This window comes from Mycoplasmopsis edwardii, from assembly GCF_900476105.1.
GTDB classification, from domain to species: domain Bacteria; phylum Bacillota_I; class Bacilli_A; order Mycoplasmatales; family Metamycoplasmataceae; genus Mycoplasmopsis; species Mycoplasmopsis edwardii.
The window spans coordinates 225,973-242,140 of record NZ_LS991951.1; the positions used below are offsets into that span (position 1 = coordinate 225,973).

A 16,168-nucleotide genomic window follows, 5' to 3' on the forward strand; every position below is an offset into this window, starting at 1 on the left:
TTATGAGCGGATACAAAAGAAAAGTTATTACATGAACAATAATTTCTGTTATTGCTCTTGCTGCTATTATTGGATTAGCTATATTTATTTCGCAATTAAGTGACATTATTGCACTTAATGAAAATGTAACTTTAGATGAAAAAATTATTGATACATATAACTTCGCAAGATCATACTCAATAGGAGGTTTAGCATTTGCTTGCATCATTTTCATAATGGGTGTTGTAATTTCATATGCCGGAATTAAATCATGAAAATATGTAGAAATGTTTAGTTAATATGAAAAAAGTATTTAACAAAAAATTTAAATTTATTTTTGCTGGATCAATTTTAACAAGCATGATTCCTTTAACAGCTGTTTCATGTCTTTATGAAAAAGATGATACAGTTGTTTATGCGAGAGAATTCCTTCAAGAAAATCCATTTTTATCTAAAACTAGAGTAGCTAACCAAAATAATAAAGTTCTTAAAAACTTTGAAGATAATTTATATACTACAAACATCTTAACATTTGACTTTTCAATTATTGACTTAAGATTCAAATTTAATACAATGAAAGTTAACAACGAACATTTAGTTCAAACAATTGACAACATAGTTAAAATTGAAGGTCAAAATATTTCTCTTAACCAAAAAAACTATGACAAGTTCAAAAAACTTATTAATGAAACAGAAACTAACTTCTATAAATATATTACTTCACACCCTGATCTTTCACAAAGAACAAATGATGATATTGTATTATTAATTAATCAAAATAAACTTATTTCTCAAGATTTCGATAAAAAATTTGAAGAATTAAAGGAATTAATTAATGAATACAAAAATGACTACAAAGGTACTAAAAGCCTTTTAGAAATTTTAAAAACAATCTTTGCAACTGATAAAACAAGTTCAATTATCGAATTAGAGAAAAAAATTCAAAGTAGTTTAAGTTCACTGCTTTCAAAATCTATTTACTATATTCATGTAAGTGACTTTGACCAAGTAGTAACATATGATCAATTAGATGCTATTGTTCAAAACTTCGTTAAAAATACACCATGAGCTGCATATTACTACTGATCAAAAGTTGAAAGCAGCAAACCTGCATCAAGTAGATCAGAATATGCTCCAACACCAGAATTTATTACTTTTGATCAAACAAGCTTATCGTATAAAATAGAATTCAGAGTCGATATCGTTAACAATGGTATCCCATCACCTGCATTCCAAGAAATTTGAAATTCAATCAAAAAAGAATACTCTCAAAAAGCAAGAAAAGAAGATGCTAAAAAAGTGTTTTCATTAGTATGAAATAAATTCCTTGAACTTTCACCATCATACAAAGTTGATGAAACATTATTAGAAAGCACAAAATTCGGTATTCGTCAAGGATTTGGACCATTTTACCTTGCTTTAGGTATTAACCCATCAACAAAAGCAGAAGATTTAAATTATAGAGTTTTTAGAGAACCACTTTCACCAACTGAAACATTAGAGTTCTTAGAAAACCCAAGTGCATATGTTGATAACAACCTTGATAAAATCTTATTAACTAATAAAGAATATGCAAAAGAATCTAAAATTAAAAGCGAAAATGAAGAAATTAAAAAATTAAGATCAGCTTCTGGTGACAGAGCACTTAACGAACAAAAAATTGCAGTTTCAAAAAATAGAATTGCATTATTAAAAGAAGAATTGCAAGTTGTGCATGAATTTAGAGCTAAATACTTAGCACTAAAATCACAACTTAAAGACAATCCTGGCTCACAAGAAATTCTTGATAAAATTAAAAAACTTAAAGCTCCATATGAAAAAGATATCGAGATAGTTCACAAGAAAATTGAAGAAAAAGGATTGGCTGATTCAAAAACAACACACTTCAGTTTAGCTGATTTATTCTCAAAATTATTATTCTTAAACGGAGTTTACAAAACTCAAGTTACTAAAGTATTCAAAACAAATGATCAAGGTGAAAAAGTTTATAGATACATAGTTGAATTCTTTGATGAAAAAGAAAACAAATGATTCGCAATAAGTATTTATGACTTATTAAAAGCGCAACAAAGTAATAAAGCTACAAAAGTAGATATTTCTAATTACATCAAAGATAATTTAGATGGATATCAAGTTGATGAACATTCATTAGAAAACGCAAACATAAGAAATTAAACTAATATAAAAATATTTGGATTTAACTCCAAGTATTTTTTATTTATCACTAAAATAAATTAGAGAATAAATTAAATTTAAACTTGATAACAACCTATAATCCCTAGATTTAGGAAATTTTGCCTGTTTATTATTTTCAATAATTTAGTAAAATTAAATTATGAAAATGAAAAACAAATTTAAGTTTTGATTTCTTTCATCAACCTTTATTTCAATTCCGATAATTACAGTCTCATGTACGGCTGAAAAGAGAACAAAAGATAGCATTAAAGATTTTAATGATTACTTAAATAATATTGAAAAGAAAAATGATCCAAGATACAAATATTTCATTCCAATTTTAAAATACACAGTTGGTTCTTTAAATGGACTAATTGATTCAGTTCAACAAAGAGCTTATTATTTTTCAGAATCTCAATGAAATAATATCAATGCACAAGTTGCTGCTAGAAAAGTTTTATTTCAAGAAGTTGAAAATGAATTAAATAAAGTAAGTGAAGAAAAAATCAATGACCCTAGTGAAGGAATTAAATCAAACAAATTTTTAGATTTTTATTTTACATTGCACGGACTTGGTGAAACTAAATTCACATCATTTAAAGATGCCTCAGAAAATTTAAATCTAACACAATGATGAACAAAATATTCAAAAGCCTTCATCTTAAATGATTTATTAAACAAAACTCCACTTGCTTTAGCTGCTGGTGCATCTAATGAACTCAAAAATCTTCATAGCACAACACTTAATATCTTTAAAAGCCAAGATAAGAAAAAGCCAACCAAAGAAATTGTCTTAATTGATAATTTTGTATCAGATTACTCAAAGGAAATTGAAAAAAGAATTAAAGAGTTAATTGAAGTTGATGATAGATACTTTGAAACATTAAATAAGTTTAACTTACTAAATGATGAATTCGAAAAAAATGAGACTTTAATCAAAGAATCATTTAAGAAATACTTTGATTTAATTTCTGAAGTTAGGTCTTCATATTTAGAAACATTATTAATTGACCCAATTTTATCTCCGGTAACATATGATGAATGAGGGATTTTCTTCTTTAGCTTCTCATATAGAATCACAGAAATTTTACTTAACATAATCAACTATAAACTAGAAGAGAATATTAAGTATGTTTCAGAATTATTAAAATCAATTAAAGATGAAATATCTGAAAATGAATATAATGCCTTAGAAGATAAAATTTCTAAATCTAACAATAAAGAAGAAAATGATAAAGTTTTTGATGAAGTCTACCAGAAGGTTTTAAGTTTTATTAAAAAAGACATTCAGATCAATGAATCAAAAGAAATCATCAAAAAATATTTAGAAGAAAATAAAGGTAATTAAATTATGATGCAAATAGGGAATTCTAAAGTAGCAATTGATGCTATTGAAAAATATGACAACATTATAATCTTTCACCATATTAGACCTGATGGTGATTGTCTTGGTTCACAAGGTGGATTAGCAGAACTCATCAAAACAAATTATCCAAACAAAAAAGTTTATAAAGTAGGAAATAATGAAAATATCTTTCCATTCATGAACTTTGACTTTCAAGATGAAAGTGAAATTGATTATAAAAACTCATTAGCAATTGTAGTTGATGCTTCAAGTGGCGACAGGATTCAATGTTCAGAAATCTTGTATCAAAATAAAACAACTGCTAAATTAAGAATTGACCATCACCCAAATGAAAGTGATATTGTATATGACTATGTTTATGTTGATGAGAAATTTGTAGCAGCTGCTGAAATGGTTGCGCAAATTGCATATGATGCAAAATGAAAAATAACTAAAAGAGCTTCTGAATTTATTTATTTAGGAATTAACACTGATTCAGGGAGGTTTTCATTACCTGATACGTCAGCTAGAACTCATAAGTTAGTTGCGTATTTAATGCACAATGGTTTTCATCCACAAACAATTTTAAGAAACCTAAACCAAAGAAATTTAAGAGATATTCAAATTTCAGGCCACATCTTATCAAACTTTAAAAAAGATGGAGATGTTTTATATTTTGAAGCTAATAAAAAGTTTATGGAGCAATTTTCTTTAAACTCATTTGAAGCTTCACAATTTGTTAACGTTTTAGCAAACATAGATGATAATAGATGTTGAGCTTTATTCATTGAGCTTGAAGAGGGGCCAATAAGAGTTAGAATCAGATCTAATGGTCCATCAATGATATCTGTAGCTAAATACTTTGGCGGAGGCGGTCATGATGATAGAGGCGGATTTAACATCGAATCATTTGATCAAGTTAAAAAAGTAACTAATAAATTAAATCAAGCAATTAAAGAATGAAGGGAAAAGTAATTTTATGCAAATAGGAAATTCTAAAGTAGCAATTGAAGCTATTGAAAAATATGACAACATTATAATCTTTCACCACATTAGACCTGATGGTGATTGCCTTGGTTCACAAGCAGGACTTGCTGAATTAATTAAAACAAACTATCCAAACAAAAAAGTTTATACAGTAGGAAACAACCAACATACGTTTGACTTTATGAACTATCACTATGATGATATTGATACAATTGACTTTAATAACTCATTAGCAATTGTAGTTGATGCTTCAAGTGGAGACAGAATTGAATGCTCAGAGCTTTTATATGAAAAAAGAACTACAGCTAGATTAAGAATTGACCACCATCCTAATGGCGCAGATATTGATTATGAATACAACTATATTGATGAAAAATTTGTAGCAGCTGCTGAGATGGTTGCGCAAATTGCATATGATGCAAAATGAAAAGTAACACAAAAAGCTTCTGGACACATTTATTTAGGAATCAACACAGATTCAGGCAGATTCTTATATCCAGACACATCTGCTAGAACACATGAATTAGTTGCTTTCTTAATGCAAAACGGATTCCATCCACAAAACATCTTAAGAGAACTAAATAAAAGAAGCTTAAAAGACATCCAAGTATCAGGAAAAATTTTAAGTAACTTTAAAAAAGAAGGCAGAGTATTATATTATGTAATTGATGAAGCTTTCTTAAAAGAGTTTGAACTAGATTCGCTTAGAGCAGCTTTATATGTAAATGAATTAGCAAACATTGATGATAATTCATGTTGAGCTTTATTTGTGCAAATGGAAGATGGAAAAATTAGAGGACGTTTAAGATCTAACGGACCATTAGTAAATGAAGTGGCTAGGGAATTCAATGGTGGTGGACATGATAATGCAGCTGGTTGCACACTTGATTCATTCGATCAAATCCCACAAGTACTTAAATTATTAAATCAAGCTATTACAAAATGAGAGGAAAAATAATTATGAAAATCGGTAATTTAGAATTAGTAACAAAAGAACTTTACAAATATGATAGTATTGTAATTTTTCACCATATTAGACCTGATGGAGATTGCCTTGGTTCACAATTTGGGTTGAAAGAATTAATAAAAACTAACTTCCCAAATAAAAAAGTTTACGCAATTGGTGACCACAAAGATACTTTTGACTTCTTAGACTTCACAATGGATAAAGTTCCAAGTGATGAAATCTTAAAAAACTCACTTGGTGTTGTAGTTGATGCAAATCACAAAGAAAGAATTGAATCTCGTGAAGTATTAGATAAAAACTTATTTGCCCAAGTTATTAGAATCGACCATCACCCTAACGATGATGATTTAGGTGATAATGCAGTTAGATGAGTAGATAGCTCATATTCAGCAGCTGATGAAATGGTTACAGAAATCGCCGTAGTTAATGGCTGAAAAATTACACCTAAAGCAGCAAACTACTTATATTTAGGAATCAACACAGATTCAGGTAGATTTTTATTCAATAATGTTAAAGCAAGAACTTTATACTTAGCTTCAAAATTATATGAAGCAGGTCTTGAAGCAGATTATATTCACACAAGCTTATCAAAAACTTCATTAGAAGATCTTAAATTTAATTCATGATTATTATCAACATTAAAAACAAGAGATGGTGTTGCATACATTCAAAACAGATTAGAAGATACAAAAAAATTAGGCAAAACATCTCAATCATCAATGAGAGTTAACAGTATTGCAAATATTAAAGGATTCCCATTCTGAGTTCAATTCCTTGAAGAAGAAGATGGAAGAGTTAGAGTGGAATTTAGATCTAATGGACCAATCGTTAGAAATGTTGCTGTTAAATGAGGAGGTGGAGGTCACGAAAGAGCCTCAGGCGCAATTATTGATTCATTTGACTTAGTTGAAAAAGTTATTGATGATTGTGCAGCGGAAGTTAAGAGATATCAAGCAGAAAATAAAATGGCTTAGGCTATTTTATTTTTTATACTTGTTTTTTAAAACTTTATAATATAATAGATCTCAGAAATTTCAATAAGAGAAATTCCTACAATAAAAAAAGTTAAAAATATTTTTTGTTTTAAAAAATTTGTACTATAATTCTAGTGCACATTTTGAGAAAAATGAAGTTCTTTGAAAACTAGATATACACAAAACATGACAGTCAATTTTTTCGAGAGTTTGATCCTGGCTCAGGATGAACGCTGGCTGTGTGCCTAATACATGCATGTCGAGCGGAGTTCTTCGGAACTTAGCGGCGAATGGGTGAGTAACACGTACTTAACATGCCTTTTAGATTGGGACAACGATGAGAAATTATCGCTAATACCGGATACTTATATGGTTCGCATGAACTATATATAAAAGGAGCTTTACGGCTTCACTAAAAGATTGGGGTGCGGAACATTAGCTAGTTGGTAAGGTAATGGCTTACCAAGGCGATGATGTTTAGCGGGGTTGAGAGACTGATCCGCCACACTGGGACTGAGATACGGCCCAGACTCCTACGGGAGGCAGCAGTAGGGAATTTTCCACAATGGACGAAAGTCTGATGGAGCGACACAGCGTGCAGGATGAAGGCCTTCGGGTTGTAAACTGCTGTTATAAGGGAAGAAAAAGCAGTAGAGGAAATGCTATTGCCTTGACGGTACCTTGTCAGAAAGCAACGGCTAACTATGTGCCAGCAGCCGCGGTAATACATAGGTTGCAAGCATTATCCGGAATTATTGGGCGTAAAGCGTCTGTAGGTTGTTTGTTAAGTCTGGCGTGAAAACTTGGGGCTCAACCCCAAATTGCGTTGGATACTGGCAAGCTAGAATTGTGTAGAGGTTAGCGGAATTCCTAGTGAAGCGGTGAAATGCGTAGATATTAGGAAGAACACCAACATGGCGAAGGCAGCTAACTGGGCACATATTGACACTGAGAGACGAAAGCGTGGGGAGCAAACAGGATTAGATACCCTGGTAGTCCACGCTGTAAACGATGATGATTAGCTGATAGAAAACTATCGGCGCAGCTAACGCATTAAATCATCCGCCTGAGTAGTATGCTCGCAAGAGTGAAACTTAAAGGAATTGACGGGGATCCGCACAAGCGGTGGAGCATGTGGTTTAATTTGAAGATACGCGTAGAACCTTACCCACTCTTGACATCTTCCGCAAAGCTATAGAGATATAGTGGAGGCTAACGGAATGACAGATGGTGCATGGTTGTCGTCAGCTCGTGTCGTGAGATGTTCGGTTAAGTCCTGCAACGAGCGCAACCCTTGTCCTTAGTTAATTTTCTAGGGAGACTGCCCGAGTAATTGGGAGGAAGGTGGGGACGACGTCAAATCATCATGCCTCTTACGAGTGGGGCAACACACGTGCTACAATGGACGGTACAAAGAGAAGCAAGACGGCGACGTGGAGCAAATCTCAAAAAACCGTTCTCAGTTCGGATTGTAGTCTGCAACTCGACTACATGAAGTCGGAATCGCTAGTAATCGTAGATCAGCTACGCTACGGTGAATACGTTCTCGGGTCTTGTACACACCGCCCGTCACACCATGGGAGCTGGTAATGCCCGAAGTCGGTTTTGTTAACTACGGAGACAACTGCCTAAGGCAGGGCCGGTGACTGGGGTGAAGTCGTAACAAGGTATCCCTACGAGAACGTGGGGATGGATTACCTCCTTTCTACGGAGTACATTAAGTTACAATTCATTTTAGTAACAATTACCTATTTTACATGGTTATCAATTATTTAATTTTAACGTCATGTGTCGCATGATAACCCGACAGTATATCTAGTTTTGAGAGAATTTCTCTCTTTGTTCTTTGAAAACTAAATAGTAAAGATAAATTAATATAACAACGACATCAAAAAAATAAATTAGTCAATTTGTTTTGTGATACCGAGTAATTATTATTAAATATAATAATTTATTAAAATGTCTTTGAATACATCAACAACAATAGGAAAATATTGATCTTTTAAATAAGTAAGAGTTTGTGGTGGATGCCTTGGGTCTGGAAGTCGATGAAGGACGTGATTACCTGCGATAAGCCTCGTGGAGCTGGATATAAGCTACGATACGGGGATTTCCGAATGGGGAAACCTAGTTAGAGTAATTTCTAACTGCATCAAGATGAATACATAGTCTTGATAGCGAGACACGTTGTGAACTGAAACATCTTAGTAGCAACAGGAAGAGAAAATAAATAATGATTCCATCAGTAGCGGCGAGCGAACGTGGAAGAGCCCAAACCATCTATATGATGGGGTTGTAGGACTATCTACACGAAGTTACAAATTCTTGTTATAGCAGAAAAAGTTGGGAAACTTTAGCATAGAGGGTGATACTCCCGTATGCAAAATGGCAAGAACTTCTGATAGTATCCTGAGTAGGGCGGGGCACGTGAAACCCTGTCTGAATCTGCCGGGACCATCCGGTAAGGCTAAATACTAACCAGACACCGATAGTGAACTAGTACCGTGAGGGAAAGGTGAAAAGAACCCCGGGAGGGGAGTGAAATAGATTCTGAAACCACTTACTTACAATTAGTCAGAGGCCGTTAATGGCTGATGGCGTACATCTTGCAGTATGGACCGGCGAGTTATGTTAACATGCGAGGTTAAGCAGAAAAAAGCGGAGCCGTAGAGAAATCGAGTCTTAATAGGGCGTTTAGTATGTTGATATATACCCGAAACCATGTGATCTATTCATGAGCAGGCTGAAGCTTGGATAACACCAAGTGGAGGGCCGAACCGTAGTACGCTGAAAAGTGCCCGGATGACTTGTGAATAGTGGAGAAATTCCAATCGAACTTGGAGATAGCTGGTTCTCCTCGAAATAGCTTTAGGGCTAGCGTGTGATGTTAAACTTTGGTGGTAGAGCACTGAATATGGAATGGCCGCGCCTAGCGGTACTGACTATAATCAAACTCCGAATACCATTGTGTATTGTCATGCAGTCGGAACCGGGGTGCTAACGTCCCGGCTCGCGAGGGCAACAACCCAGATCGTCGGCTAAGGTCCCAAAATTATGTTAAGTCAGAAAGGTTGTGAGATTTCATAAACAACTAGGAGGTTGGCTTAGAAGCAGCCACCCTTTAAAGAGTGCGTAATAGCTCACTAGTCAAGAGATCTTGCGCCAATAATGTAACGGGAGTAAAACATAATACCGAAGCCACGGGTACGAAAGTACGTTAGAGGAGCGTTCTTAGTGCGGCGAAGTCAGACCGTGAGGACTGGTGGAGCGCTAAGAAGTGAGAATGCCGGTATGAGTAACGATTCGTGGTGAGAATCCACGACGCCTATTGGGAAAGGTTTCCTGGGGAAGGTTCGTCCACCCAGGGTTAGTCAGGGCCTAAGGAGAGGCTGAAAAGCGTATCCGATGGACAACAGGTTAATATTCCTGTACCGCCTTGATATAGTGATGGAGTGACGGAGAAGGATAACACTACCTATTATTGGATTTAGGGGTAAGTAATAACTGGTGAATATAGTCAAATGCGTATTCTACAACCGGGAGTTACGATGCATAGAACTTAGGTTTGAATTGTGTGATTTCATGCTTCCAAGAAAAGCTTCTAAACGTTTAAATATCAGGGTGCCTGTACCGAGAACGGACACACGTTCCCAAGATGAGTATTCTAAGGCGAGCGAGAAAACCAATGTTAAGGAACTCTGCAAATTAACCCCGTAAGTTCGCGAAAAGGGGTGCCAACCCTAAAAAGTTGGCCACAGTAAATTGTGAGGGGCAACTGTTTATCAAAAACACAGCTCTCTGCTAAACCGCAAGGTGATGTATAGGGGGTGAAGCCTGCCCAGTGCCCGAAGGTTAAGTGGATGCGTTAGCTTATGCGAAGCGTTGAAATGAAGCCCGGGTGAACGGCGGCCGTAACTATAACGGTCCTAAGGTAGCGAAATTCCTTGTCGGCTAAATACTGACCTGCACGAAAGGCGCAATGATCTCTCAACTGTCTCAACATTGGACTCGGTGAAATTATGGTCCCAGTGAAAACGCTGGGTACCCGCATCAAGACGAAAAGACCCCATGGAGCTTTACTACAACTTCGTATTGGAACTTGGCCTAACATGTGTAGGATAGGTGGGAGACGGTGATGCTGAGGCGCTAGCCTTAGAGGAGTCGACCTTGAAATACCACCCTTGGTATGTTGAGTTTCTAACCTGCCGCCGTTATCCGGCGGGGAGACAGTGCGTGGTGGGTAGTTTGACTGGGGCGGTCGCCTCCTAAAAGGTAACGGAGGCGTTCAAAGGTACACTCAATACGGTCAGAAACCGTATGTAGAGCGCAAAGGTAGAAGTGTGCTTGACTGCGAGACCTACAAGTCGAGCAGGTGCGAAAGCAGGACTTAGTGATCCGGCTGTACGTCATGGAACGGCAGTCGCTCAACGGATAAAAGTTACCCTGGGGATAACAGGCTTATCTTGCCCAAGAGATCACATCGACGGCAAGGTTTGGCACCTCGATGTCGGCTCATCGCATCCTGGAGCTGGAGTCGGTTCCAAGGGTTTGGCTGTTCGCCAATTAAAGCGGTACGCGAGCTGGGTTCAGAACGTCGTGAGACAGTTCGGTCCCTATCTGATGTGGGCGTTGGAATATTGATGAGAGCTGCTCTTAGTACGAGAGGACCGGAGTGGACGTACCGCTGGTGTTCCAGTTGTTCCGCCAGGAGCATAGCTGGGTAGCTAAGTACGGAAGGGATAACCGCTGAAAGCATCTAAGTGGGAAGCCTCCTCAGAGATAAGTATTCCCTTGAAATTCCTTGTAGACTACGAGGTTGATAGGATGGAAGTGTAAGTGTGGTAACACATTCAGCTGACCATTACTAATAAATTGATAGGTTTAAAAGAAATGTATTCAAGACATTTTAATGAATTATTAATTACTATTTAGTTTTCAGAGAACACGCTCCATATGGAGTATTTTTTTATTTCTTAAATTTCATTTTTATGATAAAATACATAAGCATTAATTAAACAGCAGTTTGTTATATTTATTTTGTAATTTAGACATGCATCAAATATTGTTAGTAAGTATGCTGAAAAACTGAAAACATTAAGTACTAAATTAACATAAATAGAAACAAACCCTCTATAATTATGCAGAAAGAGGAAATAACATGTCAAGATATACAGGACCAGTATTTAAAAAAGCTCGTCGTTTAGGTTTCTCTATTTTAGAAAATGGAAAAGAATTTTCAAAAGGTAGAAAAAGAACATATGCACCTGGACAACACGGAAACAAAAGAGTTAAATTATCAGATTACGGATTACACTTATATGAAAAACAAAAAGTTAAACACTTATTTGGTGTAAGTGAAAAACAATTACGTAAAACATTTGAAAAAGCTATTAAAATCAAAGGTGTTACAGGTACAAACTTATTACAATTATTAGAAGTTCGTTTAGATAACATTGTTTACAGAGCAGGATTTGCTACAACAAGAAGACAAGCTCGTCAATTAGTTAATCACGGACACTTTACTTTAAACGGTAAAAAAGCAAACATCCCTTCAATGGTTGTTTCAATCAATGACGTTGTTGAATTAAAAGAAAAATCAAGATCAAACAAACAAATTACTGAAGCATTAGAAGCTAAAACAACTGCTGCATGATTAACAAGAAAAGACTTTAACGTTAAATTAGATAGATTACCAGAAAGAAGCGAAATTCATCAAGAAATTAAAGATGCATTAATCGTTGAGTTCTACTCTAAATAATTAGTTAGGAGAATTGATATATGAAAAAAAATCTTCACCCACAATACCACGAAGTTAAAATTAGTTGTTCAACATGTGGTACAAACTTTTCTTTTAAATCAGTAAGAAAAAACTTTTCAGTTGATGTTTGTTCAGGTTGCCATGCAGTGTTCACAGGAAATAGAACACAAGTTAAAGCAACAGGAAGAATCGATAAATTTAACAAACGTTTAGAAAAAATGAGTAAATAATACAAAAATCAGCCAAAAGCTGATTTTTTCTTTTAACACAAAAATCTTCAAATAAAAAATATTATATTTAAAGATGCAACAAAAATGTGAAAATTTTCCATATATAAAACAAGTATGGAAAAAATTCCATGCATTTTTTTACTTGACTAGTCAAGTTGGAAAAAACATCATCAAAATAGAAAAATTTCTTTTTTATAATTTCACCATGTAAATTTTTTAATTTGCAAAAATGCTAAAGGAGAACGCATGAAAAATAAATACGATGTAGTAATAGTAGGGGGTGGTATTATCGGTGGTGTAATTGCCTATGAATTATCACAATATAAATTAAAAACCTTATTATTAGAAAAAAACCCAGTTTTCGCTGATGAAACATCTAAAGGTAACTCGGGTGCTATTCATGGTGGATTTGACCCAGAACCACACAAAATTGAGGCTAAATTAAACGTTCTTGGTAACGAATTATGAAGAACAAAAATCTTCAAAGACCTTGATTTTCCACATGTTCAAGTTGATTCATTAATTCTTGCTTTTAATGAAGAGGAAATGAAACATGTTCACATGTTATACGACCGTGGACTTAAAAACAAAGTGCCAGCAGAATTTTTAAAAGTTATTAGTAAAGAAGAAGTTCTAAAAAGAGAACCTAATGTAAATCCTAAAGTTGTAGGAGCCTTGTTATGTACAAGTTCATGAGCTATTGACCCAGTTAGAGCAACATATGCATTTATGGGTGCAAGTGAACAAAATGGTACAGAATTAAGAAGAAGTGCTGAAGTAACAGATATTAAATTTAAAAATGATGAATTTGATATTACTTTAGCAAATGGTGATGTAGTAACATCTAAAGTTGTTATTAATGCCGCAGGTCACTATGCAGACGTTTTAGCTGAAAAAGCAGGATATGGTGACTTCAAACAAACAACACGTAGAGGTGAATATAGAATTTTAGCTAGAACAGAAGCAGGAATTGTTAACTCAATTTGCTTCAAAGTTCCAACAATTCACGGTAAAGGTGTTATTGTTGCCCCAATGTTAGATGGACGTGTTTTAGTAGGACCAACTGCAGAAGAAGGCGTACCAAAAGAAGAAACAAGATTAGTAACAAAAGAAAAATTTGATTACATTGGCCAAATTGGAAAAGAAATTATTCCATCAATCAGACTTGAAAAAACAGAAATGACTTTAGCAGGTTCAAGACCAATTGATATTGAAACAAATGACTTTGTTATTAGACCAGCAAAAGACAATGCTAGATTTATTAACGCTGCAGGTATGCAATCTCCAGCTATTGCTTCAGCACCAGCTATCGCAATCGAAATTGCTAAATTAGTTGAAGCTGCAGGACTTAAACTAGAGAAAAACCCTAATTACAATCCTAAATTCAAAGTACAATTCTAATATTAAACTTAAAGGAGAAATATGAAAGATAAATATGTAATTACACTTGACTCAGGTACAACATCTTGTCGTACATTAGTTGTTAACCATGCAGGTGAAATTGTTGCAAGTAGTCAAACAGAGTTTACTCAACACTTTCCAAAATCAGGTTGAGTAGAACATGACCCACTTGAAATTTGAAACGTTCAATTATCTACAATGCAATCTGCAAAACATAAAGCAAAAATTAAATCACACGATATTGTTGCTTTGGGTATCACAAACCAACGTGAAACAGTTGTTCTTTGAGATAAAGAAACAGGATTACCTGTATACAATGCAATTGTTTGACAAGATCGTAGAACATCAGATTACTGTGATGGTCTTGTAGCGGAAGGGTGATCAGAAAAAATTACTGAAAAAACAGGATTAATTATTAATCCATACTTCAGTGCAACAAAAATTCGTTGAATCCTTAAAAATGTTCCTGAAGCGCAACAAAAACTTAAAGAAGGTAAGTTATTAGCAGGAACAATTGATACATGATTAATGTGAAAATTAACAGATGGTAAAGTACACGCAACTGACGTATCAAATGCATCAAGAACAATGATCTTTAACATCCATACATTAGACTGAGATCAAGAAATCTTAGACTTATTAGAAATTCCTAGATGAATTTTACCTGAAGTTAAATCATCTTCAGAACACTATGGATATGTAAAACCACAACACTTATCAAATAAAGCCGTTGGACAAGTTCCAATTACAGGTATCGCAGGAGACCAACAATCAGCATTATTCGGACAAATGTGTACAGAAGTTGGTATGGTTAAAAATACATATGGAACAGGATGTTTCACATTAGTTAACACAGGGACAACCGCTGTAAAAAGTAAAAACAAACTTTTAACAACAATTGCATGAAAACTCGGAAAAGAAAAAACAGTTTATGCATTAGAAGGATCAGTTTTCATTGCTGGTGCTGCTATTAAATGATTAAGAGATTCAATCAGGATTATTTACGATTGAGCTGAATCAGACTTCTTTGCATCATTAGTAGATGATGATCAAAGAGTTTATGTAGTTCCATCATTCACAGGTTTAGGGGCACCATACTGAGATTCAAATTCACGTGGAGCAATATTCGGACTTGAAAGAGGAACAAAAAGAGAACACATAGTTAAAGCTACATTAGACTCAATTGCTTACCAATCAAACGACTTAATTAAAGCTATGCAAAAAGATTTAGGTAAACCTATTATCTTATTAAAAGTTGACGGTGGAGCATCAAAATCAAACTACTTAATGCAATTCCAAGCATCCATTGCTGACATTAAAGTAGAAAGACCATCAAACATTGAAACTACAGGATTAGGAGCATCATACTTAGCTGGTTTAGCAGTAGGGTTCTGAAAAGATATTGAAGAACTTAAAGAATTAAACAAACCAGAAAAAGTATTCGAACCTAAATTCGAAAAACATGAAATTGAAAAATTATTAAAAGGTTGAGATTTAGCTGTTAATAAAACTCTAAACTGAACAAAAGATATTGAATAAAATAAGAATAGAAATATAAAAATATAAAACAAATAAATAGGAAGGTATTATAAAATGTTATACTTATCAGAATTTTTAGGTACATTACTTCTTGTTTTACTTGGTAACGGTGTTGTATACAGCGTTTCAGCAAAACGTATGTTCGCAAACCAACCAGGTAAATGAGTTGTAATTGCTTTAGCATGAGGACTTGCTGTTTTCGTAGGTGTTGTTGTAGCAAGTTCATTAGGTGGACCAGCACACTTAAACCCTGCAGTTACTGTCTTTTCATTAATTAGTGGAAAATTCGCAAACCCAAGCGAACTTGCATATATTCCATTACAAATCTTAGGAGCAATGACTGCTCAAATTATCTTAAACTTTATTAATTGAAAACACATTGGAGAAACAGATTTAGCTTCAGTTCGTGGTGCACACGCAACAGGACCTGCATTCTCAAATAAAAAAGAAAAAGCAACAATTTTCAACTTCTCATATGAATTAGTTGGAACATTAGTATTAGTTGGAGTAATCTTTGCGTTTGGTAAAGGTGGTAATAAAGAAGCATTAAGTCATTTAGGACCATTACCAGTTACATTATTAGTTATGTCAATCGGTATGTCACTTGGTTCATCAACAGGATACGCAATTAACCCTGCTCGTGATTTAGGACCAAGAATTGTTTACTTCGCAATGGAAAAATTATTATTAACAGCTAGAAAAGAAGAACATGTTGGAGGAAACTTTGAATATGGATGAGTACCAGCTGTAGCACCATTATTAGGTGGAGCAATTATTGGAGCATTAGCTTTAATTTAATAACTAAATCATAAG

The 16,168-nt window shown here is 34.4% G+C and carries 11 protein-coding genes and 2 rRNA genes; all 13 read left to right on the forward strand.

All coding sequences use genetic code 4. The features are described 5' to 3' along the window. The first annotated feature begins 2 nt into the window (after window positions 1-2). The 13 genes from D2846_RS01145 (at window position 3) to D2846_RS01210 (ending at window position 16,153) form a co-directional block, all read left to right on the forward strand. Entirely contained in the window at window positions 3-278 is a 276-nt protein-coding gene (locus tag D2846_RS01145) for a hypothetical protein (protein WP_117275082.1), read from the forward strand. Window position 279: 1 nt separating this feature from the next. Further along, a complete protein-coding gene (locus D2846_RS01150) occupies window positions 280-2,154 on the forward strand; it encodes a hypothetical protein (protein WP_117275083.1) in 1,875 nt (624 codons plus the stop codon). Between the two features lie 166 nt (window positions 2,155-2,320). After that, window positions 2,321-3,502, forward strand: a complete 1,182-nt coding sequence (locus D2846_RS01155) for a hypothetical protein (protein WP_145960840.1) — start codon at window positions 2,321-2,323, stop codon at window positions 3,500-3,502. Window positions 3,503-3,508: 6 nt separating this feature from the next. Continuing rightward, the gene (locus D2846_RS01160; RefSeq protein ID WP_117275888.1) at window positions 3,509-4,474 is read left to right on the forward strand and encodes a DHH family phosphoesterase; all 966 of its coding nucleotides are present in this window, start codon (window positions 3,509-3,511) and stop codon (window positions 4,472-4,474) included. A 4-nt stretch (window positions 4,475-4,478) separates the two neighbouring features. Further along, window positions 4,479-5,444, forward strand: coding sequence for a DHH family phosphoesterase (locus D2846_RS01165; RefSeq protein ID WP_117275085.1), 966 nt, complete (start codon window positions 4,479-4,481; stop codon window positions 5,442-5,444). Window positions 5,445-5,446: 2 nt separating this feature from the next. Further along, a complete protein-coding gene (locus D2846_RS01170) occupies window positions 5,447-6,427 on the forward strand; it encodes a DHH family phosphoesterase (RefSeq protein WP_117275890.1) in 981 nt (326 codons plus the stop codon). A 198-nt stretch (window positions 6,428-6,625) separates the two neighbouring features. Further along, window positions 6,626-8,132 (forward strand): 16S ribosomal RNA (locus D2846_RS01175). A gap of 295 nt (window positions 8,133-8,427) precedes the next feature. Further along, a 23S ribosomal RNA gene (locus tag D2846_RS01180) occupies window positions 8,428-11,316 on the forward strand. Together the 16S and 23S rRNA genes form the textbook arrangement of a ribosomal RNA operon. 269 nt (window positions 11,317-11,585) lie before the next feature. Beyond that, on the forward strand, window positions 11,586-12,185 hold the full coding sequence (gene rpsD / locus D2846_RS01190; RefSeq protein WP_117275087.1) for a 30S ribosomal protein S4: 600 nt from the start codon (window positions 11,586-11,588) through the stop codon (window positions 12,183-12,185). A 20-nt stretch (window positions 12,186-12,205) separates the two neighbouring features. After that, window positions 12,206-12,415: a 50S ribosomal protein L31 gene (rpmE, locus tag D2846_RS01195; RefSeq protein ID WP_117275088.1), complete on the forward strand. Its 210-nt coding sequence runs from the start codon at window positions 12,206-12,208 to the stop codon at window positions 12,413-12,415. A gap of 246 nt (window positions 12,416-12,661) precedes the next feature. Then, window positions 12,662-13,816: a type 2 glycerol-3-phosphate oxidase gene (glpO, locus tag D2846_RS01200; RefSeq protein ID WP_117275089.1), complete on the forward strand. Its 1,155-nt coding sequence runs from the start codon at window positions 12,662-12,664 to the stop codon at window positions 13,814-13,816. Window positions 13,817-13,837: 21 nt separating this feature from the next. Next, a complete protein-coding gene (glpK, locus tag D2846_RS01205; RefSeq protein WP_117275090.1) occupies window positions 13,838-15,355 on the forward strand; it encodes a glycerol kinase GlpK in 1,518 nt (505 codons plus the stop codon). 54 nt (window positions 15,356-15,409) lie between these two features. After that, complete coding sequence (locus D2846_RS01210) at window positions 15,410-16,153, forward strand: MIP/aquaporin family protein (protein WP_117275091.1); 744 nt, start codon at window positions 15,410-15,412, stop codon at window positions 16,151-16,153. Window positions 16,154-16,168: the final 15 nt, after the last annotated feature.